Raw genomic sequence first — 20,886 nt, 5'->3', positions numbered from 1 at the left:
GAGGCTTTCGACTGCGGCGAAAAGACACCGCCGCGCCCGGCCTGATGGCCGCCGGCAACACCAAACGGAGGAATGACATGGCCGACTATCTGAAACGAGGAAAACCCGAGGCAGAGCGCACCGAAGATGACGCCAAGGTGCGCGGCATCGTGCAAACAGCGCTTGCCGATATCGACAAGCGTGGTGATGCCGCAGTGCGCGAGATGTCGGAGAAATTTGACCGCTACAGTCCCCCTGCGTTTCGGCTTAGCGCCTCAGACATCGAGGCGATTGTCTCGAAGGTTTCTACGCGCGAGATGGCTGATATCCGTTTTGCTCACGACCAGGTGGTGAAGTTTGCGCGTGCGCAACGGGCCTCGATGACCGATCTCGAAGTCGAGACTTTGCCTGGTGTAATCCTGGGTCACCGCAATATCCCGGTGCAATCGGTGGGGTGCTATGTGCCGGGCGGGAAATTCCCGATGGTGGCCTCGGCGCATATGTCGGTGGCTACGGCTTCCGTCGCGGGTGTGCCGCGGATCGCGGCTGCGACGCCGCCTTTCAAGGGAGAACCCAATCCGGGAGTGATCGCCGCGATGCACATGGGTGGGGCCCATGAGATCTACGTGCTTGGCGGGATCCAGGCGGTAGGAGCGATGGCGCTTGGCACCGAGACGATCGAACCGGTCCATATGCTCGTGGGTCCGGGCAATGCCTTTGTGGCCGAAGCGAAGCGCCAGCTTTTCGGACGCGTCGGGATCGATCTTTTCGCAGGGCCGACCGAAACAATGGTCATCGCCGACGAGACGGTAGATGCGGAGCTTTGCGCGACCGACCTTTTGGGACAGGCGGAGCATGGGTATAACTCGCCCGCCGTGCTCGTAACAAATTCGCGTAAGCTCGCCGTGGAAACCTTGGCCGAGATCGAGCGGTTGTTAACGGTGCTGCCGACAGCCGAGACCGCTGGCAAGAGCTGGGAGGACTATGGCGAGGTTATTCTCTGCGCAGATCACGCCGAAATGCTGAAGGTCGCCAACGACATCGCGTCCGAGCATGTGCAGGTGATGACGGATCGCGACGACTGGTATCTTGAGAACATGACCAGCTATGGCGCGCTGTTCCTTGGCCCACGCACCAATGTCGCCAATGGTGATAAGGTGATCGGCACAAACCATACACTGCCGACCAAGAAGGCCGGGCGCTACACTGGTGGCCTATGGGTGGGAAAATTCCTCAAAACCCATAGCTATCAGCGTGTCGTCACCGATGCGGCTGCAACGATGGTGGGCGAATACGGCTCGCGTTTGTGCATGCTTGAAGGTTTTGTCGGTCACGCCGAGCAGTGCAATATCCGCGTCCGCCGCTACGGCGGCATCAATGTGCCCTACGGCGCCGGTGCGCCCTACCGGGAGGCCGCGGAATGAGCCTTGACCAGCATAGTCAACACAAGGCGCTGATCGCACCCCTTCGTGCAGCGATGTATGACTTCGAGGCCGGGACTGTGCGCGCGGCTCTCGAGGCGGTCTTTGCGCCTGACGCGACGATCCACCTGTCGCATCCTTTCGGCACCTTCGTGGGGCCTGCGGATTTCTACGACGGGGCCTATGGACCGCTTCTTTCAGCATGGCCCGATCTCGAGCGGCGCGATTATATTGTGATGGCGGGGCAGACGCCGGAGGGCGCTGATTGGGTCGGCTGCGGCGGCTATTATACTGGCAGCTTCGAGCGCCCTTTGCTTGACATTCCTGCAACTGGTCATCAGGTTGCCATGCGCTTTCACGAGTTCTACCGCATCGAGAATGGCCGTGCCGTCGAATTTCAGGCGATATGGGATCTTCCCGAGGTCATGATGCAGGCCGGAGCTTGGCCGATGCAGCGTAGCCTGGGGCGCGAATGGCAGGTGCCCGCACCTGCGACGCAGGACGGTTTCGTGCCGGGGCCTCATGACGAGGCAACCGGACGCCGCACCTGCCAGCACATTATCGATATGCTAGAATGTATGACGCGCCACCCCGCGCAGGGCGGCCCGGAAATCATGGAAATGGAGCGGTTCTGGCATCCGCGCATGAACTGGTATGGTCCCTCGGGGATCGGCACCGGCCGTGGCATCAAGGGCTTTCGCAACTGGCACCAGATCCCGTTTCTCAACGGGATGCCGGACCGTGGGAAATATGTGGACGAGATCGACCATCATTTCTTCGGTGATCACAATTACGCTGCGGTGACCGGCTGGCCCAATATGATCCAGACGATCACCGCCAGCGGCTGGCTGGGCATTGCGCCCAATGACACGCGCATCAAGATGCGCAGCCTCGATTTCTGGCGGCTCGAAAACGGGCTGATCCGCGAGAACTGGGTGCTTGTCGATCTCTTGCACATGTATGACCAGATCGGCGTCGACGTGTTCTCGCGGCTGCGCGAATTCAACAAGGCTCGCACCGGTTTCGACCCCGAGACAGGGAGGGCGCTCTGATGGATCTGCCGTGCACACCCTCTTTCCGACTCGACGGGCGGCGGGCGCTCGTAACGGGCGCGAGTTCGGGGATCGGGCTCGGCTGCGCCGTGGCGCTCGCCGAGGCCGGGGCAGAGGTGACGCTCGCTGCGCGCTCGGTGGATCGGCTCGAAGAGCTTCGCGAGAATTTCACGGCACGGGGATGGGCAGCGCAGGCGTTGCCGCTCGACGTTGCAGACGTTGCAGCGACCCGTGCGTCCGTCACTCAAGCTGGACCCTATGACATTCTCGTCAATGCCGCAGGGCTTGCGCGCCATGCGCCGGCGCTCGAAACGACGGAGGATGACTTCGATGCGGTCACGGCGGTCAATCTGCGCGGGGCCTATTTCCTGACCCAAGCGGTCGCTCGTGGATTGATCGAGGCAGGCCGAGGTGGTTCGCTAATCAATATTTCGAGCCAGATGGGACATGTCGGCGGCATCGATCGAGCCCTTTATTGCGCGAGCAAACATGCGGTCGAGGGCTTCACCAAGGCGATGGCGCTGGAATGGGGAAAGGCCGGCATCCGGGTCAACACTGTGTGCCCGACCTTCATCCGCACGCCGCTGACCGAGCCGTCATTCTGCGATTCCGAGCGGCGAGCGTGGCTTCTCGAGAAAATCAAGTTGGGCCGTGCAGGTGAAGTGCAGGATGTGATGGGAGCGGTTCTTTACCTCGCGACCGATGCGTCAGCGTTGGTCACGGGCACGGCATTGATGGTGGACGGAGGTTGGACGGCGGACTGATGGCAAATGAAAAGATTACATCCCTTGAAGTGGCGCGTCTGGCGGGCGTCAGCCAGTCCGCGGTAAGCCGCGTCTTCACGCCGGGCGCGTCGGTTTCGAAAAAGACCGCCGAGAAGGTTCATGCGGCCGCCGCCAAGCTCAGCTATCGCCCGAATATTCTCGCGCGCTCCCTCATTACCGGACGCAGCCGGATCATCGGCCTCGTGGTCGCCTATCTCGAAAACTACTTCTATCCCGAAGCGGTTGAGCGCCTCTCCAATGCTTTGCAGGCCGAAGGATACCACGTGCTCGTCTTCATGGCCTCTCACACCGCGGGCAATGTCGATCATGTGCTGCAGGAAATCCTCGACTACCAGGTCGACGGGATCATCATGGCCTCTGTCGCGATGTCTTCGGAGCTCGGGGCGCGCTGCGAAGCCGCGGGCGTCCCCGTGGTGCTCTTCAACCGTTACCAAGAAGATCAGGGGGTATCTTCGGTCGCTTCCGACAATTTCGGGGGCGCGAGGGACGCTGCGCGATTCCTTGTCGCCGGCGGCCATCGAAGAATCGCTCATATTGCGGGCTGGGAGGGCGCCTCGACGCAACGAGACCGGGAGTCGGGGTTCCGAGCAGGGCTCGCGGAAGCCGGGCTCGACTTCTGCGGTCGCGAGATCGGCAACTTCAACATCGATAAGGCGCGCGAAGCGACGCGACAGCTCTTTGCGAGCAAGGAGCGTCCTGACGCCGTATTCGTCACCAATGATCACATGGCGTTCGGGGTCATGGACGTGCTGCGGTTCGAACTTGGGCTTTCGATCCCTAACGACGTTTCCGTGGTTGCCTACGATGACGTCCCGCCAGCGGCTTGGCCCGCCTACGACCTCACGACCGTGCGCCAGCGCGCAAGACGAATGGTCGCTGCAACCGTCGAGATCCTGCTCGACAGGATTGCAGAGCAGAAAACGCCGCCGCGACATGTGGCGATCGAGTCACCGCTCATCGTGCGCGGTTCGGCTCGCCTACCGGAAGGATGGAAATCATGAAGGGTTTCGACCCGAAGTTTCGGGACTTTCCCGACTATATCATCGGCATCACGCGTGAGATCTGGGAGGATCGCGGCATCGCGACGCTTCACGACTACTACGCGCCCGATATCATCGTCCGTTCGCCGGCATCTATCGTGGTCGGCAATGAGGGCGTGATCGCTGCGACCATGGCGACCCTGTCGGAATTTCCGGACCGCACTCTGCTGCCGGAGGATGTGATCTGGTCCGGCACCCCGGAGGAGGGGATGCTCTCGTCGCACCGGATCTTCTCGACTGCTACCCATGCGGGGGATGGGGTCTACGGGCCAGCGAGCGGCACGAAGCTCGGCTACCGCATCATCGCCGACTGCCACGCGATCGACAATCAGATCAACGACGAATGGCTGATCCGCGATCAAGGCGCGATCGTGCGCCAGATGGGATGGGAGCCCAAGTCCTACGCGCGCGACCTGATCGCGCGCGAGGATGGACCCGACGCATGCGTGCGTCCTTTCACACCGAGCGTCGACCGGCCCGGTCCCTACAAGGGTAAAGGCAACGATAACGAATGGGGTGCCCGCCACGGCGATCTGCTGACGCGTATCATGAACGCGGACATGCGCGCGATCGGTGCCGAATACGACCGCGGGTGCCACCTTGAATTGCCGGGGGGCGTCACCGAGCACGGGCCCGGGGCCGCCGACCGGTTCTGGATGGGCCTGCGCGCGAGTTTTCCCTCGGCCGAGTTTCGCATCGAGCACCAGATCGGCCTTGATGACCCGCTGATGCCGCCGCGCTCGGCGCTGCGCTGGTCGCTCTCGGGGCGCCATGATGGCTGGGGCGTCTTCGGCCGGCCCACCGGCGCCGAGGTCTATGTCATGGGCGCATGCCATGCCGAATTCGGACCGCGCGGGCTGCGCCGCGATTACGTGATCTACGACGAAACCTCGATCTGGAAACAGATCCTTCTTCAAACAGGTGACTTATGACCCCCACTGAGATGGAAACCCGCATCGTTCGCTATGGCGAACTGAAGCCCTGCTGCACGGCGTTTATCGATGCGCACACGCCGGGTTCGGATCAGAAGGAAAACTTCACCATCATCGGTGGAGGAGTGTCGGAATCTGCCGATCAGCATGTCCACATCACCGAGACGCCCGGTTACAACATTGGGGCAGCGGGCCAACCACCCAACTGCCGCAATAGCCTTCATTCGCACACGACTGCCGAGGTCTTCTTTGTGCTCAAGGGCCGGTGGCGCTTTTTCTGGGGGCGTTGGGGGACGGCAGGCGAAGTCGTGCTTGAGGAGGGCGACATTTTCAACATCCCGACGGGCATTTTCCGCGGCTTCGAGAATATCGGCACTGATTACGGGATGATCATGGCTATCCTCGGCGGCGACGATGCGGGCGGTGGCGTGACCTGGGCGCCGCAGGTGATTGAGGACGCGCGCGACCATGGCCTCGTCCTGGGCGAAAACGGTCGGCTCTACGATAGCAAGAAGGGTGAGCATCCGCAGGAAGGTGTCGCCCCGATGCCGTTGCTGACGGACGAAGAACTCAAGGCATTTCCGGAAACGCCCGTTCGCGATGTCGTGCGCGACTATGTCGCGCGTTACTGGGACCTGATGGCGCTCGCCGCAGACGAACCTGCAAAGGTGATCGGCGCCGAGGGGCTCCTGCGAGACCGGCCGGGGTTCGACGTTGAATTTCTCACCCGCGGCTCGCTTTCCGAAACGCCCTACACGTTGGAGGCGCACGAGGTCCTTCTGGTGATGCGCGGACATTGGCGTCTGGCGTGGGAGGGCGGTGAGACGGTTCTCGCTCCAGGTGACACCTGCGCGGTTCCGCCTAGACTTGCGCACAGCCTCGCGCCGTCGATGAGCGGTGAAGCCAGCCTCTACCGTGTCATGAATACTGCCGACCCGGCGGGGAGCACCTGGCGTGGCTGAGAGGACGCCGTTGGTCATGCTGCCGGGGATGATGTGCGATGCACGTCTCTTCGCGCCACAGATCGCGGCTTTTTCGGGAGGCAGGGCATTGCACCTGCCTCCTTTGACCGGGGCCGCCAAGGTCGAGGATCTGGCCGCGCAGGTGCTTGCCGACGCTCCGCCTCGCTTCGCGTTGGCAGGCCTTTCCATGGGGGGTATCGTGGCGATGGAAATTCTCCGTCACGCCCCCGACAGGGTGGAGCGTCTGGCATTGCTCAACACCAACCCGCTTGCCGAAGCCGATGCGGTCAAGGAGCGTCGCGGGCCTCAGCTCTCGGCAGTGAAAGCCGGAGGGCTGGAAGCGCTGATGCGCGACGTGATCGCACCGACTTACTTTCCGGTCGGCGATCCGCGTCCGGATATTCTGGGTCTCTGTGTCGAGATGGCGCTCACACTCGGCCCCGATGTCTTCGTGAGCCAGTCCCACGCGTTGATGAATAGGCCGGATCAACAGGGAACGCTTTGCGAATTCGCGGGCCCTGCGCTGGTTCTCATGGGAGAGGCTGATCAACTTTGCCCGCGCGATCGGCACGACCTTATGCATCGCCTGATGCCGCAATCGCGCTTGGAAATCATTCGGGGGGCGGGGCATCTCACCACCCTCGCGGCACCCGAGCATGTGACGGCGGCGCTTGCCCGCTGGTTGGAGGAATAATGACTGATCTCTTTGCGCTTTTGCGCAGTGTCGACACGCCCACCGTCTGCAATGCGATCGAAACCGTGCAGGGACGGCGCGGCTTTTCCGGTTTCACCCGCGGGACGATGATTTGCACCGCGCCGGATGATCCGCCGCTCGTCGGCTACGCGCGGACTGCGCAGATCGCCGCAATCGATCCGCCAACCGAGCAACCCGAGACCATCCGCGCGCGCCGGATGGCATATTACCAATACATGGCCGAAGCCCCCGCGCCCTCCGTAGCTGTGATCGAGGATCTGGATTATCCCGATTGCATCGGCGCGTATTGGGGCGAGATCAACACCACCGTCCATAAAGGTTTCGGGATGGCCGGCGCTCTCACGAACGGTGTCGCGCGTGATCTCGGTGACCTTCCAGAAGGCTTCCCGGTTGTTGCAGGATCGATCGGACCCAGCCACGGCTTCGTCCATGTCCGCGCGCTTGACGTGCCGGTCTCTGTCTTCGGCCTAACGGTCACTCCCGGGGCGCTGATTCATGCCGATAGGCATGGTGCGGTGGTCATCCCCAAGGAGGTCGTGACCGGGCTTGCCGCCGGGATCGCCAAACTGCAGAAAACCGAACGCATCGTTCTTGATGCAGCGCGGGCTCCCGACTTTGATTTCAACCGTTTCGAGCAAGCTTGGGAAGCCTTCGAACGGGCGCGCACCTGACCACAGATCGAATGGCCCAGCGTTATGATTAGTCTGTAAGGTGCGGTTACCCGTGGGACATCCTATTTACAGATTATAGCTTTTCTCTGAAGGCTTAGTAGGGCGTCTTTCCGTTGTGGGCGCCATGCGGTCGATGGAAGTTGTAAAAGGGCTCCCATTCGTCCAATTTCGCTTCGAGATCGCCATCGCCTTTGTAGCTGAGGAGTTGGTAAAACTCCTGGCCGTCAGAGCGGTGCGATCGTTCGACCTTACCGTTGAGCTGGGGCGTGCCGCGCTTGATTGTAGATATGCCATTACTGCTCAATGTCCGCTCTGTTGGTCGAGTATTGCTACACCGATTACACCACTCAATCCATACTCCGGACGGCGGCATGCGACCTTCTGTGTTGCTGGCATCCGATCTTTCAAGCCGGAATGGGCAGCATCGCTCCTGTGGACCTTGCCACGGCGACCGATACGCTAGGTCATGACCTGTTGGGGCGCGATTCTGCCCGCATTCCGTGTGAAAAGTCGGCGGGAAAGAGGGGCGGCCGATCTACCTTGTCGGTGGTTTCATTTATAGTCGTATATGACAGAGCCGTTGTCCAGGCCATGCATTTTCAGAGCGTATCGAACGGATAAATCGGTCGACGTACGCATTTGTACGAAAGCCGTTCATAGTGTGTCGTGCAAATGGCCCCGCTGTCGCAAACGATGACCTGACCTGCGATCGGTTCGAATGCCGCACGAAAATGCTGCATCGACTTCAGAGCGACGACACGCTTATGCGCTGGATCAATGCCAAATGTGCGAAACTGATTCAGATCCAGCATTTGATGGGCATGGGTCACGATAAGCAGTTCAATGCCGCCGACATGCAGGATCGCCGTCGGGCCGAAGTCGCGCACAAGACCGTTCAGCATCGGGCCATCCCCGACCACGCGCCCATCGCCTTTCCACACCAGTTGGCCTGTCAGCGACAACGGCCCTCCACCGAATTCTGGCGCTGTTTTGCCCCCCACGGCAAGGCTGACCTCATCGCCCACATTGTGGCGGTGAAGTATCGCGGTGGCAGGACCATCGACCATCGGGCCGAAACACGCACCTGTTACACCGGCGTCCAGAAGCGCGGCCAACAGCGCAGTTGAGTCGCCGTAGGCTCCCGCCCCCGGGTTGTCGGCGTAGTCCGCGATGATCAGCGGGCCGTCGGCCATCGACCAGTGAGCCGCCATACGGGCCGCGTCCTTCGGCGTCATGTAATCATTCTGAACCTCAGCCCGCTTCGCCCAGATGTCATCGATGATCGTTTGGGCAAACGCGGTCTGCCCGGACTGATCCCCCTGACCGACAACCAGTACGGTCGGCCCTACCTCGGCGATATCGGCACTTGCGAAACCGCCGTTTATGCTTACGGCAAAAACGTCAGGGTCCGCCTCACGAGCCCGCGCGGCCGCATGACGTGCGATCATCGGGCCGGTATCGGTGCGCCCGCCGTTCACTTCTTCCAGCATGGGACAGGCAACACGAATTGTCTGCGGCCGGATCTCGCCCGTCATGGTGCGGTGCAGGATGTCGGCGACACGGCGCCCGGTCTCACGCATGTCAATGTGGGGATAGGTGTTGAACGACACTACGATATCGGCCAGATCGCACATCGCGCGTGTGACATTGGCGTGCGGGTCGAGGGTGACGGCGATGGGCACATCCCGTCCCACGACCTTGCGCAGCCTTGATAGGATCTCACCTTCGCCGTCTTCGCAGTAATCGGTCACCATGGCCCCGTGAAGAGCCAATAGAATGCCATCATGCTTGGCAGCCCGCGCCGCCGCGACCAATGGGTTAACCAACTCATCGAAAGCGGCCCGCGTGACACGCCCGCCTGGTCCGGCCGCCGCACTCAGAACATGGGTCAGCGCCCAACCATCCGCGCGGGCCACATCGAGAAAGCCGGCCAGTTCGGTGTTGTGGTCGCCGCGCACGGAAACTGCCTCAGCCCCCGTCAGGAGATAGTGACGCCTGAACGCGGCAAGATCCGTGGGCACTATGCTGAATGTGTTGGTTTCATGCACGATTTCTGCACTCAAGACGGAATAGGCCACGTCGTGATTGTCCTCTCTATGATAAGGATGGATGATGGCATGCGACCGGATGCCCTCCACCTACGGCTGTCAGAGACGGAATCTGGCTGCGGCAGATGTCGCTGGCGACCGGGCATCGGGCGGCGAAGGCACACCCATCGGGCAGGTCGAAGGGGCTTGGCACCTCACCTTGCAGAGGTTCGATCGTGCGGCGCAGCTTCGGATCAGGGGAAAAGGTGCTGTCCATCAGCGTACGGGTGTAGGGATGGCGCGCCGGGGCGTTGGTGCGCGGCAACGCTTCGACCACACGTCCCAGATACATCACCAATATCTCGTCACAGAAGTATTTCACCAATGACAGGTCGTGACTGATGAAGATGTAGGTAAGGCCAAGGTCATCGCGCAGCTTTTCTAACAGGCCGATGATTTGCGCCTGAACTGACACATCCAGTGACGCAGTCGGTTCGTCCAGCACCAGAAGTGATGGGCGCAGAGCCAAGGCGCGGGCAATTCCGACCCGCTGTTTCTGCCCGCCCGATAGCTGATGCGGAAAACTTTGAGCCAACCCGGCACTCATCCCGACCATCTCCATCAATCCGGCAACTTCGTCTAATGTGGGCTTGTCCGATTTGCGGCCCTGCACGCTAAGCGGCTCCATGATAGCTCGCGCGACGGTGTAGCGCGGATCGATCGAGGAATAAGGATCCTGAAATACCATTTGCATCTTCGATCGCAGCTTGCGCATCGCAACAGGCGAGGCTTCTAGCAAATTGCTGCCCTCGAACCGGACCAATCCGTCGCTGGGCTCGATCAGGCGTAGGGCCAACCGGGCCAGAGTAGACTTGCCGCAGCCGCTTTCGCCGACCACGCCGATCACCCGGCCCTTGGCAAGGTCGAAGGACACGTCGTTGACCGCGTGCATGACGCGGGGTCTACGAAACGGTCCGCGATGACCAACGAAGCGCTTGGACAGGTTACGTACTTTCAATAACGACGTCATGAGGTAGTCTCCACGGGAAAATGACAGGCGACGGCCGTCTGTCCAGCAGCGACCAGCGGTGGAATCGTGGACCCGCATACCGCTTCGGCGCGGGCACAACGTGGATGGAACGGGCAGCCCGAAGGATAGTTCAGAACGCTGGGCACGGTTCCCTCGATCCCCCGCAGCCTGGCGCCTTCGGTAAGACTCCGCGGGATGCAGTCGATCAGGGCCCTAGTGTAGGGATGCTGCGGATGACCGAAGATCGCGGCCACCGGCCCCTGTTCGACGACCCGGCCGGCATACATCACCACCACCTTGTCGCAGGCTTGCGCCACCACGCTCATGTCATGGGTAATCAGCACCAGCGCCAAGTTCTGTTCGCGGACCAGGCCGTTGAGGATCTGGATGATCTGCGCCTGCACAGTCACGTCCAGCGCCGTGGTCGGTTCATCCGCGAGGATCACTGAAGGGTTGGCCGCCAGCGCCATCGCGATGACGATCCGCTGCTTCATGCCGCCCGACATCTGATGCGGGTAGCGCTCGCAGATCAGCGCGGGGTCCGGAATGCGCAGGCGACCAAGGATGTCGATCGTGCGTTTGCGGGCATCGGCCTTGCTCAGACTCATGTGCAGGCGGCCAACGACGTCGATTTGGCCGCCAATCCGTTTCAACGGGTCGAGCGAGGTCATCGGGTTCTGCGTGATCAGGCTGATCCGCCCGCCGCGCAGCTTTCGATAGTCCTGGTCGGACAGCTTGGTCAGATCCTGCTCATCGAAGCTGATCGAACCGGAGGTTATCCGTCCCCCGATCAGCGGCAAAAGACCCATCACGCTCATCGCCGTCAGCGACTTCCCGGACCCGCTTTCGCCAACGATGCCCAGCGTTTCCCCGTTCCGGACATCGAAAGTGACACCAGACAGGGGCTTTTCCAAACCGAAGGAGACAGCAAGGTTCTTGACTTGGAGCATTGTCACTCTCCCCTGATCCGGTCGCGGATATCTAGGGCCCGGATCAATTCGTCGCCAAACAGGTTCACGGCGACGACCGTCACTGCGACGAGCACTCCGGGAAACAGGATCACCCACGGGGCAAGGAACAATTGTGCAGTCCCGCTAGACATCATCGCGCCCCAGCTGGGTGTCGGCGGTTGCGCACCAAGCCCAAAAAAGCCCAGCGTCGCCTCCAGAACGATACCATCGCCAATCGCCAGCATGCCGGCCACAATCACCGGCGTCACCGCGTTCGGGATCAGGTGGCGCAGCAGGATATGGCTGGGCCGTGCGCCAAGATTGACCGTAGCCTCGATAAAGGTCTCGCGCTTCAGCCGAACGATCTGGGCACGAGTCAAACGGGTGAATTGGGCCAGATAGGCTATTGCGATGGCAAACATCGTGCTGGTGAGGCCGGGGCCGATAATTGCAACGAAGATCAGCGCAATTAGGATATCGGGGAAGGACCAAGTCAAATCGACAGCTGTCATTACGGTGCGCTCGAACCAGCCACCGAAAAGACCAGCCGAAGCCCCAAGTGTCATGCCTGCCGCAACCGAAATCGCGATCGCCGTCGCACTAACGGACAGTGACGTACGCGCTCCATAAAGCACTCGGCTGAACAGATCCCGTCCAAACTGGTCAGTCCCCATCACATGCGGCCATGCTGGAGCCATGTTACGGTTCATGAGGTCCTGAGCCGCAAAGTCGTAGGGTGAGAAATAGGGCGCAAAGACCGCAACGAGTACCAACAAAACTAGAAACCCGCCCGCGATCATCCCGACCGGAGAGGCCAGAGCCCGGCCAAAGCTGGATTTTGCGAGCACTTGTGGCAGGCGTAACGCGGTTGAATGATCCATCATGATGCTTCCTCACGGATACGTGGGTCCATCGCGGCCTGGGCCACATCGCCAATCAATGTGCCCAGCATCACCGCCAGCGCCAACATCAGCAGGCATCCCTGCACTACTGGGTAGTCCCGCTGACCCAGGGATCTGATCAGTAACGACCCAAGCCCCGGACGACCGAAAACAAACTCTGCAGTAACAGCACCGCCCAGAATCCATCCGACCCTCAAAGCAAGAATCGTGACTACCGGCAAAAGTGCGTGGGCAAAGAGGTGCCGCAGCAGGATGTTGGGCCCTGACACCCCCTTGGCATGCAGAAGTGTGACGAAATCCATTCTCTGCGCATCCATCAGGGCCACCCGCGTGACCCGGGCGACCAATGCCACCCCGCCAAAACCGATGGTCAGAACGGGCAGCACCAGCGACCGCCACCCATCAGCGCCTGAAACCGGAAACCACCGCAACTTGACAGCGAAGAGAAGGATCATCATCAGCGCCAGAAAGAACCCCGGCACAGTTGATCCGAGCAGGATGAAACCGCGGACGATTCGCTCCAGCCAGACGTTTTCCAGCGCCACCGAGATTAGGCCCAAGGCCATCCCGACAATCGACGAAAACGCAAAAGCCAGCGCCCCCAACGACAGGCTGTAGGGAAGGTTGTCGGCAATCAGGCTCGCGACGGGACGGCGCATGACAATCGCATTGCCAAAGTCACCGCGCGCTACGTGGCTGACCCACAGAAAATATTGTGTGATCAGCGGCTTGTCGAAGCCATATTTCATGACCATTTTGACGCGGTCAGCGTGCGTAGATCCGACTGGCATCAGGTTGTCAATCGGATCTCCCGGCAGCATGTGGACGATGGCGAAAATTATCACTGAGATCGATAGTGATACCGGGATCAGCATTAACAAACGGCGCAACGTGTATCCGAAAAGCATGGGCGTGCCTCTTCGTCAAAAGGGGAGAGAAGAAGCAGGCCCGTGTTCTGGGCCTGCTTCTGTAGGTGCTCTCGCGATTACTTTACAACATCCATGTCTACGACACTCTGCGATCGGAAGCGCGGCCCACGGATCGCGGCGGAAACCGTAATCTTGTTCGAATTGTATGCGATATTGATGGTCGGCTGGTAGATCGGCGCGAACACATACTGCGAAAGGATGTATTCGTGGAACGCTTTGAAGTTGTCCGACCGTTCCTTCGAGGTCTTGCTTTCAGCCATCGCGACCTTGTCAAGCGCTTGACCCTTGGGGTCATTCCACATCGACACGTTTGGATAGCCGAGGCTGTCGCCGTTGAAGAACCAGTCCAGAATGTCGGCATTGTTCCAGTCATAGCCGCGCACAGCCAACTGTTGGGTGCCCTTCTTGTATTCGTCACGGATGGTCGAGCTGTCGAATACCGTGATCTTGGCATCCATCCCGATCGCTTTCAACTGCGCCTGAATGACCTGTGTCAGATTGGTGAACTCGGTGCCGTTCTGGGTGTACAGCTTGACCGTCATCGGCTTGCCGTTCTTTTCACGGATTCCGTTGGGGCCCATTTTCCAACCGGCCTCGTCCAGCAGGTGAGCCGCTTTAGCTGGATCGTAGCTGTCGTCAAGCTTGGGATCTACTTTGGACGCGGGCAACGACGAGATCAGGAAATTATGCGCCGCCATTCCAACGCCGTTGTAGACGCTCTTCACGATCGCATCCTGATTGATCGCCAGAACGGTCGCTTCGCGCACGCGGATATCGTCAAACGGGGCCGACGTCACATTGATCGGCATGTAGTCGATCCCAGTGCCGGGCATCTGGATGACCTTGATTTTTGGCTCCGCTGCAAGAAGCGACAGGAAGTCGGTTGGAACGCCCATCAGCATATCCACGCTGCCGGTTTTCAGATCCAGAAACGCTGTGGATTGATTTGGGATTTCGCGGAACGTCACCTTGGCCAGATGCGCGGGACCTTGGTTAACCGACAGATCCGACGCCCAAGCATAGTCATCGTTACGGACAAGGACCGTATCCAGACCAACGTCGAATTTTTTGAGCTTGAACGGGCCCGTGCCAACAGCACCCTTGACGCCGTAGTCGGCGCCAAGCTTGGTATAGGCCGTCGGGCTTGGCACGCCCATGAAAACGCTGGAAAGATTAAAGAGCAAGTTTGGGTCGGGATGCTTCATGTGGAAGACCACCGTCAGGTTATCGACCACTTCGACCCTGTCGATGGCAGCGGTCAGGTAACTGTTTGAAGTGCCCGCAAAATCCGGAATCCATTCTGCGACAGCTTTGGCGTTAAACGGGGTGCCATCCTGAAACTGGACACCAGGATGCAGCTTGAAGGTCCAGGTCATACCGTCAGGGCTTTCGGTCCAGGACGTTGCAAGGTGCGGATGAAAGGACTGGTCTGCATCCTGCTCAACCAGCCGGTCATAGATCAGCGAGGCTGCTGAGTTGAGGTTGCTAGCTGTGACCGGGTTATAGGTGGTTGCGCCCAGTTCCCCGGGAGGCAGGGCAATCGTCACCTCCTGTGCCTGCACAGCGCCTGCGAGCAGAAAACCGGCCGTGAAAATGGTCAGCCCTGACAGGAGCAAAGCTTTGAGAGTGTATCGCATCGTTAATTTCCCCATTGCAGTTTTCCGCCGGATTAATCCGGTGACTTATCCCCTGAGAAGGTATTCTTTGCCCGGCGCGCAGAGGTCGCGCGGGCAGTCGATCCGTTCGATGGCATCAAAGCGGCTGCACTGCCGCCGACATGACCGGTAAAGCGGCCGTAAAGCTGGGCGATCCGATCTAGCCGCCGTTCGACATCGGCACCTTTTTCGATGAACACGCCATTGACCAGCAGATTGGCCAGACTTGCCATTTGCGAGGTCGATTCCCAAAACAGGTTGAACTCGGTCGGAACGACAAAGATCTCATCCGCGACTTCGTGGCCCCAGTCGCAGAAAGCGTCGGTGATCAGGGTCACCGGGATCTTCGCTGCGCGCGCTTCTTGCGCCAGCAACAGAGCCATCCGAGAATAGCGCCGCGCCTCGAAGATCACTAAGCAGGCGTCCTCGGTGGGCGTGGTAAGAAGTTCGGCGAAATTGCCTCCGGCCAGATCCAACAGGTGTACGCGGTCACGCAGGTATTGCAGCTGGTTCACGAAGATCTGCGCCATGCCGCGCTCGGTCTGAAATCCGGCAGCGAACACCGCGGGCCGGGTCGCCAACCGTTTTACCACCGTGTCAAATTCGGGCGTACGAGTATGCTCGTAGACCGCGACCAGCGCCGACATTTCCAGTTCCAGCGCGCGGGAGAGCTGATCTTCGCCTGCGCGGGTGCGCTCGCGAAGGTCGTGTAGACGGTCACTCACCAGCCAGGGCCGGTCGCCGATATCCTGTTTGAGGTGGTCCTTGAGGTCCTTGAAGCTGCGGTAGCCGATGGTCCGGCAGAACCGTCCGACCGTCGCTTCGCTGACCTGTACTTTAGCGGCCAGACTCGCGGCGGTCTCGAACGGAACCGCGCCGATTTGGCCCAGCATGTAGGTCGCGATGGCCCGGTCGGCCTTGGACGCCGCCGTCAGGCAACGCGATAGACGTTCACGAACCGAGTCTTCCACCTGATTATCCTCCCGTTTAACGGTCAGATCACTAGGAAAGAAAACTTGCAAAGAGTCAAGTTAGTATTTTTTCTTGCATTTTGGGGGAAACAAGCTCTTTGTGCCCGGACCTATCCGGCACCGACGCGGACCATAAGTCGAAAGCAAGAGAAACATGACATATGACTTTGTAATCATTGGCGCAGGCATATCCGGGGCTGCCGCTGCCTTCGAACTGTCCGGCCTTGGGTCGGTCGCCCTGGTCGAGGCAGAGTCGGCGCCGGGGTACCATGCGACCGGCCGATCCGCAGCCTTGTTTACTCCGCTATACGGTGCTCCCACGGTACGCCAGATCAGCGCCGCCAGCTACGCCTTTCTGAGCGCTCCGCCCGACGGGTTCTGCCATACGCCCCTGCTGACGCCACGTGGTCAGCTGACGGTTGCTGGGCCGTTGCAAGAGGCCGGATTGGCCGATTTGCTCGCTCTCTCCTGCGCGACGAATCCGGTGACCGAGTTGACCGCGTCAGAAACACTGGAATTGTTACCGTTTCTCCGCCCGGAACGCGTTGTCGCTGGTGCGATTGAGGCCGGGGTGACGGATATCGACGTCGCCAGCCTTCTGGCCAGCTATCTTCGCGCCTTCAAGGCACGGGGCGGCACCCTGATGACCGGACAACCTGTGACAGGGCTGACGCGTGGAAGGGCCGGCTGGATCATCACGACAAGCAAATCGGTGATCTCCGGGCGGACCGTGATCAACGCAGCAGGTGCATGGGCCGGGCAGATCGGGGCCTTGGCGGGCGCCGTCGACATTGGCCTGATCCCGATGCGCCGGACAGCCATCGTCGTCGAGCCGCCCGCAGGACTTAATGTCGCCGCTCTGCCCGCGGCGGATTTTATCGGCACCAATGCCTATCTCAAACCGGAAGCAGGCAAGCTGATGGCTTCCCCCGGGGATCGTACGCCGTCCGAACCACAGGACGCCCGCCCGGAAGAATTGGACATCGCAATTCTGGCCGATTGGCTGGAAACCGAAACCCTGATCAAAGTACGCCGGATCAACCACAGCTGGGCTGGCCTGCGGTCCTTTGTAAGCGATGATGTGCCGGTGGTGGGATTTGACCCGGTCGCGCCTGATTTCTTTTGGCTGGCTGGACAGGGTGGTTTCGGGATCATGATGGCCCCCGCGCTTGGCCGCGCCGTGGTGTCGTTGATCGCAAAAAGTGACCTGCCCGACGACATATCCGCACGCGGCATCGCCAAAGATGACTTGTCGCCCAACCGGTTGGTCGCGCCTCGATCTTAGTGTCCGTTTCAAAGTGGATTGAACGATTTCAGTCTGTTGCAAAGATTCGGATGAGGCGTCGGATATGGACGATCAGCACCCAAGTCTCAGCGCTCTCGATGGGTTTCCTGTCAGACGTCAGCGTCTGTGGGTCCAAATAGGGCGATTTGATAAGAGAGTGTTTCTTGCTCATCGTAGTCGGCCGGGGTCTCGTAACCTAAAGCCGAATGCCGGCGTTCGGTGTTGTAGTCGGTGGCCCACGCCGAGATCACGATGCGGGCATGGGCCAGGTTGCGGAACATGGTCTCGTTGAGCATCCGCCCGTTGAAACTCTCCACGAAACCGTTCTGCATTGGCTTTCCCGGCTCACTTCCGCGTGGAAATCTACACCTGTGCATCGTCGAGTCGATGTCGATCGCGGCCGCATAGGGATTGACCATCTTCAGGTCCGGCCCCTTCTCGGCGATCCTGGGGGATCGCCTATCAGGCAACGGGCCACCGGTTTTACGTTTCGTCATGGCATGTCCTCCGTTCAAGGCGAAGGGCGTGAGCTATGCAAGATCGTCATCTTCCTAACCGGGATCGCCGCGATGGCGGCGTCACCACTCTCAAGTGCGCATCAGCCCATGTGCCACGTTTTTTAACGGGGTCCAGCCCACCAATAAGCCATCGGCAACTGCCCTTCCGCGTCAGTGTAGCACAGGCTGTTTATAGCGCGCACAGGCGGGCAGCGGCCCGGAACAGTTTTTTAGGATATCGCGCTCCTCCGTCACCCGCGTCAGTTCCCGCTTCAGACGCCGGATCTCAGCATCCTTCTCCGTCTCGCCGGACGACGCCTTCGCGAACTTGCGCTTCCATGCATAGAGAGAGTGCGCGCTCACCCCGAGCCGCTGCGAAACCTCCGAAACCGGGTAGCCACGTTGGGTGATCTGCGCGACCGCGTCTCGCTTGAACTCGTCGCTGAAATTGCCTTTGCCCATCTCGGCCTCCTTGCCTCAAAATTAGGGAAGAAGGCGTCTACGAATCTAGGGGCTATTCAATGCGAAGAAGGATCCGCTGCTGGAAATCAACGCTGTGGTGCCTTGGGAAGATTTCCGGCCTTTGCTGGAGCAGGTGTGGCGCAAGCCGAATGAGGCACGAAAATCCCGCGCCGGGCGCAAACCCTTAGATGCAGTGCTGATGTTCAAGACGCTGGTTCTCAGCGCGCTCTACAACCTGTCGGATGACCAGATCGAGTATCAGGTCCGCGACCGGCTGTCGTTCATGAGGTTCCTTGGACTTGGCCTTGCGGACCGAGTTCCGGACGCCAAAACGGTCTGGCTGTATCGCGATGCATTGGCGCAGGCGGGCAAGGTGGAGGAGCTGTTTCACCGTTTCGACGGTCATCTGGCGCGGCAAGGCTATATCGCCCGGGGCGGTCAGATACTGGATGCATCAATTGTGCCGGTGCCCCGAAACCACAACACGCGCGCCGAAAATGCGGCGATCAAGAAGGGCGAAGTGCCCGAGGATTGGGAAAACAAGCCTGCGAAGCGCAGCCAGAAGGATGAGGACGCGCGCTGGACCAAGAAGCACGGCAAGAGCCATTACGGCTACAAGAACCACGTCAACGTGGACCGCATGCACAAGCTGGTGCGCCGCTATCACGCTACCGACGCCGCTGTGCATGACAGTCAGGCGGTGGACCACCTGCTGATGCGGGGCAACACCGGGGCCGGCGTATGGGCGGATGCTGCTTACAGATCTGAAGAAATGGAGACCAAGCTGCGCGACCAGAAGCTGAAAAATCACATCCACAGGAAGGGAAAGCGGGGCAAACCACTGACTGAACAGGCCAAGAGCAGCAACAAAACCAAATCCACCGTGCGGGTTCGGGTCGAACACGCCTTCGGCGCACAGACAAACGACATGGGCGGCACTCTGGTGCGCACTATCGGGCTGGTGCGAGCCAAGGCCAAGATCGGGATGAAGTACATCGCCTACAACATGCGTCGCCTCTGCCAGTTGCGCCGCATCAACCCAAATCCGGCGTGAAAAACGGTCGACCAGAGGTGCAGATCATGCGGTGCGTCACGAAAAACGGATCGAAACGGGCAGCGCATCATCAGACCGGACGCAACGACCCGTCAGTTGACGGGTTCCAACACGCTTCAGGCCGCACAAGCTGCTTCATGGTTGCGAAAACGGTCAAAAATCGAGGTGCCCTAATGATTATGGTTTGATCTCGATGGGCTTAGTGATCAGGATGTAAAGAAGTCTTTGTATAAATGGGGCGCATGGTGGAAAGAATTTTATACATGACTCAGCGTCGGGGGAAGGTCCGGTTGATTTGCAAATAAGGGATTTGCGCTGCTTTCCCCATGCCTGCGTTGTGGGGAAAGCAGCGCATCTGCCGACACGCGCGTGAGCGCGTGCATAAGAACCTAGGCTTGACCCAAAAACGGCCCCGCTATCTGTTACGGTTCGTCTGCCCCAATCTCACCCGGGGGCTGGCGTGATTGGGGCGGTTGCGCCGTCTGTTTCTGCAATCTCATGCGGTTGATCTGACGCTGCGCAACCTTGTGCCCATCGCCCGCGCGCCAAATTTGCCCCCGCCAATTCGCGCTTTTCGACCAGGTCCCGCGCCATGGAATCTAGCCGCGCGCGCTGCGCCTCCAGCAGCTTCGTTGCGCGCGTTTCGGCTTTGGCGAGGCGCTTGTGAACGTTCTGGTAAACACGGGGGTTGCGCAGGGAGAGGTGGTCGGGCTCGTCGAGCCAGATGCGTCCGTGATGACCCAGCCCAAGGCGGGTTTCGATGTCGAGGGCTTGGCGCGTGGCGCGCGCGAGATCGGACTGGTCATCGCCACCCGCGCCGCCAGAGGCCGCGCCTAGCACCAGTGCTTCAGCAGCCCGGCCAGCGAGCAGGAAGGCGATATTGTCCTCGAAATCGGCTGTCGTGAACAGCGGGCGACTGCGCGTGATTTGCGCCTCACCGCCGCCATCGCGGCGCAGCAGAAGGCGCGCAATGGTGCCAAGGCCGAGCGTCTCAAACACGATGGCATGGCCGCATTCATGGACAGCGACGCGCCAGTCGGCCTCGGGGGTCTCGGCGGGAATACCAAGATGGGTGGTGAGATCGCGGGGCTGCCAGACCCGCCGTTCGGCGCGCGCGATGGACCGTGAGGCGCGGATCGCCGCGTCAAGATCGGCCGCACTCAGACCCACCGCCTGCTGCGCAAGCGGGCGTAGTTGTTCCTCAGGCAGAGGGCAATGGGCGCGCAAAATCCCGCAGAGCGCCTCGGCATCGGGCAGCGGCACTTCTAGATGCAGATCAAAGCGCCCGGGGCGCAGGATCGCGGGGTCGATGGCGTCGCGATCATTGGTGGCCGCGATCAGCAGCACGCCCTCGCAGCGCGCGATCTTGTCGATCTCTTCGAGCAGCGCATTGATCACGTTGCGGTGGTAATTGGCATTGGTGCTATCACGGTTAAAGCGCGAGCCTGAGCCTCCCCCTTTGAAGTGGTCCGCCCTTATAGTTAGGAAAGCGGAGGACCAAGAATGGCGATTAAGAGACCCAAGCCCGAAGAGATTGTCGTGAAGTTACGGCAGGTTGAGGTGCTGA

17 protein-coding genes and 4 pseudogenes are annotated in these 20,886 nt (G+C 60.3%); 10 read left to right on the top strand and 11 right to left on the bottom strand.

From position 1 onward, the window contains the following. Nucleotides 1–77: 77 nt before the first annotated feature. Genes hisD through AB4874_RS17675 form a run of 8 tightly spaced genes read left to right on the top strand, consistent with a single transcriptional unit; the run spans nt 78 to nt 7,557 of the window. Nucleotides 78–1,403 (top strand): histidinol dehydrogenase, encoded by a 1,326-nt coding sequence (hisD, locus tag AB4874_RS17710; protein WP_368392971.1) that lies wholly within the window; start codon nt 78–80, stop codon nt 1,401–1,403. Then, on the top strand, nt 1,400–2,452 hold the full coding sequence (locus tag AB4874_RS17705) for an ester cyclase (protein WP_368392970.1): 1,053 nt from the start codon (nt 1,400–1,402) through the stop codon (nt 2,450–2,452). The genes hisD and AB4874_RS17705 overlap by 4 nt, the downstream gene beginning before the upstream one ends. After that, the gene (locus AB4874_RS17700; RefSeq protein WP_368392969.1) at nt 2,452–3,216 is read left to right on the top strand and encodes an SDR family NAD(P)-dependent oxidoreductase; all 765 of its coding nucleotides are present in this window, start codon (nt 2,452–2,454) and stop codon (nt 3,214–3,216) included. The genes AB4874_RS17705 and AB4874_RS17700 overlap by 1 nt, the downstream gene beginning before the upstream one ends. After that, complete coding sequence (locus AB4874_RS17695) at nt 3,216–4,238, top strand: LacI family DNA-binding transcriptional regulator (RefSeq protein WP_368392968.1); 1,023 nt, start codon at nt 3,216–3,218, stop codon at nt 4,236–4,238. The genes AB4874_RS17700 and AB4874_RS17695 overlap by 1 nt, the downstream gene beginning before the upstream one ends. Beyond that, the gene (locus tag AB4874_RS17690) at nt 4,235–5,209 is read left to right on the top strand and encodes a nuclear transport factor 2 family protein (RefSeq protein ID WP_368392967.1); all 975 of its coding nucleotides are present in this window, start codon (nt 4,235–4,237) and stop codon (nt 5,207–5,209) included. Before AB4874_RS17695 ends, AB4874_RS17690 begins: the two co-directional genes overlap by 4 nt. Beyond that, a complete protein-coding gene (locus AB4874_RS17685; protein WP_368392966.1) occupies nt 5,206–6,171 on the top strand; it encodes a cupin domain-containing protein in 966 nt (321 codons plus the stop codon). The genes AB4874_RS17690 and AB4874_RS17685 overlap by 4 nt, the downstream gene beginning before the upstream one ends. Nucleotides 6,172–6,202: 31 nt before the next feature. After that, entirely contained in the window at nt 6,203–6,865 is a 663-nt protein-coding gene (locus AB4874_RS17680; RefSeq protein ID WP_368393015.1) for an alpha/beta fold hydrolase, read from the top strand. Next, entirely contained in the window at nt 6,865–7,557 is a 693-nt protein-coding gene (locus tag AB4874_RS17675; protein ID WP_368392965.1) for an RraA family protein, read from the top strand. Before AB4874_RS17680 ends, AB4874_RS17675 begins: the two co-directional genes overlap by 1 nt. Nucleotides 7,558–7,651: 94 nt before the next feature. On the opposite strand, the pseudogene AB4874_RS17670 reads toward AB4874_RS17675, so the two are convergent. The 8 genes and pseudogenes from AB4874_RS17670 to AB4874_RS17635 all read right to left on the bottom strand — a co-directional run. Next, nucleotides 7,652–7,837: pseudogene (locus AB4874_RS17670) on the bottom strand (integrase core domain-containing protein); the annotation flags it as partial. A 319-nt stretch (nt 7,838–8,156) separates the two neighbouring features. Then, nucleotides 8,157–9,635, bottom strand: a complete 1,479-nt coding sequence (locus AB4874_RS17665; protein WP_368392964.1) for a M81 family metallopeptidase — start codon at nt 9,633–9,635, stop codon at nt 8,157–8,159. Between the two features lie 16 nt (nt 9,636–9,651). Then, nucleotides 9,652–10,614: an ABC transporter ATP-binding protein gene (locus tag AB4874_RS17660; protein ID WP_368392963.1), complete on the bottom strand. Its 963-nt coding sequence runs from the start codon at nt 10,612–10,614 to the stop codon at nt 9,652–9,654. Continuing rightward, nucleotides 10,611–11,564, bottom strand: a complete 954-nt coding sequence (locus AB4874_RS17655) for an ABC transporter ATP-binding protein (RefSeq protein WP_368392962.1) — start codon at nt 11,562–11,564, stop codon at nt 10,611–10,613. Before AB4874_RS17655 ends, AB4874_RS17660 begins: the two co-directional genes overlap by 4 nt. 2 nt (nt 11,565–11,566) lie before the next feature. Beyond that, nucleotides 11,567–12,445, bottom strand: coding sequence for an ABC transporter permease (locus AB4874_RS17650; protein ID WP_368392961.1), 879 nt, complete (start codon nt 12,443–12,445; stop codon nt 11,567–11,569). Then, a complete protein-coding gene (locus tag AB4874_RS17645) occupies nt 12,445–13,374 on the bottom strand; it encodes an ABC transporter permease (protein ID WP_368392960.1) in 930 nt (309 codons plus the stop codon). The genes AB4874_RS17650 and AB4874_RS17645 overlap by 1 nt, the downstream gene beginning before the upstream one ends. 77 nt (nt 13,375–13,451) lie before the next feature. Continuing rightward, nucleotides 13,452–15,047 carry an ABC transporter substrate-binding protein gene (locus tag AB4874_RS17640; RefSeq protein WP_368392959.1) on the bottom strand — a complete coding sequence of 532 codons (1,596 nt, stop codon included), beginning with the start codon at nt 15,045–15,047 and terminating at the stop codon, nt 13,452–13,454. A 17-nt stretch (nt 15,048–15,064) separates the two neighbouring features. Then, nucleotides 15,065–16,021, bottom strand: coding sequence for a MurR/RpiR family transcriptional regulator (locus tag AB4874_RS17635; RefSeq protein ID WP_368392958.1), 957 nt, complete (start codon nt 16,019–16,021; stop codon nt 15,065–15,067). A 154-nt stretch (nt 16,022–16,175) separates the two neighbouring features. Here AB4874_RS17635 and AB4874_RS17630 point away from each other — a divergent pair, with 154 nt between their 5' ends. Next, on the top strand, nt 16,176–17,306 hold the full coding sequence (locus tag AB4874_RS17630) for an NAD(P)/FAD-dependent oxidoreductase (protein WP_368392957.1): 1,131 nt from the start codon (nt 16,176–16,178) through the stop codon (nt 17,304–17,306). 110 nt (nt 17,307–17,416) lie between these two features. Here AB4874_RS17630 and AB4874_RS17625 read toward each other — a convergent pair. Both AB4874_RS17625 and AB4874_RS17620 read right to left on the bottom strand, forming a co-directional pair. Then, a pseudogene (locus AB4874_RS17625) lies at nt 17,417–17,650 on the bottom strand (integrase core domain-containing protein); the annotation flags it as partial. A gap of 381 nt (nt 17,651–18,031) precedes the next feature. Beyond that, nucleotides 18,032–18,265, bottom strand: a pseudogene (locus AB4874_RS17620) (transposase); the annotation flags it as partial. A gap of 58 nt (nt 18,266–18,323) precedes the next feature. Between AB4874_RS17620 and AB4874_RS17615 the strand changes: the two are divergent. After that, nucleotides 18,324–19,319 (top strand): annotated as a pseudogene (locus AB4874_RS17615) (IS5 family transposase); the annotation flags it as partial. Nucleotides 19,320–19,763: 444 nt separating this feature from the next. Here AB4874_RS17615 and AB4874_RS17610 read toward each other — a convergent pair. After that, complete coding sequence (locus AB4874_RS17610) at nt 19,764–20,798, bottom strand: AAA family ATPase (RefSeq protein WP_368393014.1); 1,035 nt, start codon at nt 20,796–20,798, stop codon at nt 19,764–19,766. Between the last annotated feature and the right edge of the window lie 88 nt (nt 20,799–20,886).

The organism is Thioclava arctica, from assembly GCF_040892615.1.
Lineage (GTDB): Bacteria > Pseudomonadota > Alphaproteobacteria > Rhodobacterales > Rhodobacteraceae > Thioclava > Thioclava arctica.
Note: the sequence above shows the minus strand (reverse complement) of the source record. Positions and strands in the feature narration are given on the sequence as shown.

Coding starts and splice junctions, on each gene's coding strand:
- AB4874_RS17655 (WP_368392962.1), bottom strand. CDS start 11,564: ATGCTCCAAGTCAAGAACCTTGCTGTCTCCTTCGGTTTGGAAAAGCCC.
- AB4874_RS17695 (WP_368392968.1), top strand. CDS start 3,216: ATGGCAAATGAAAAGATTACATCCCTTGAAGTGGCGCGTCTGGCGGGC.
- AB4874_RS17650 (WP_368392961.1), bottom strand. CDS start 12,445: ATGGATCATTCAACCGCGTTACGCCTGCCACAAGTGCTCGCAAAATCC.
- AB4874_RS17690 (WP_368392967.1), top strand. CDS start 4,235: ATGAAGGGTTTCGACCCGAAGTTTCGGGACTTTCCCGACTATATCATC.
- AB4874_RS17685 (WP_368392966.1), top strand. CDS start 5,206: ATGACCCCCACTGAGATGGAAACCCGCATCGTTCGCTATGGCGAACTG.
- AB4874_RS17660 (WP_368392963.1), bottom strand. CDS start 10,614: ATGACGTCGTTATTGAAAGTACGTAACCTGTCCAAGCGCTTCGTTGGT.
- AB4874_RS17645 (WP_368392960.1), bottom strand. CDS start 13,374: ATGCTTTTCGGATACACGTTGCGCCGTTTGTTAATGCTGATCCCGGTA.
- AB4874_RS17640 (WP_368392959.1), bottom strand. CDS start 15,047: ATGGGGAAATTAACGATGCGATACACTCTCAAAGCTTTGCTCCTGTCA.
- AB4874_RS17700 (WP_368392969.1), top strand. CDS start 2,452: ATGGATCTGCCGTGCACACCCTCTTTCCGACTCGACGGGCGGCGGGCG.
- AB4874_RS17680 (WP_368393015.1), top strand. CDS start 6,203: ATGTGCGATGCACGTCTCTTCGCGCCACAGATCGCGGCTTTTTCGGGA.
- AB4874_RS17630 (WP_368392957.1), top strand. CDS start 16,176: ATGACATATGACTTTGTAATCATTGGCGCAGGCATATCCGGGGCTGCC.
- AB4874_RS17675 (WP_368392965.1), top strand. CDS start 6,865: ATGACTGATCTCTTTGCGCTTTTGCGCAGTGTCGACACGCCCACCGTC.
- hisD (WP_368392971.1), top strand. CDS start 78: ATGGCCGACTATCTGAAACGAGGAAAACCCGAGGCAGAGCGCACCGAA.
- AB4874_RS17705 (WP_368392970.1), top strand. CDS start 1,400: ATGAGCCTTGACCAGCATAGTCAACACAAGGCGCTGATCGCACCCCTT.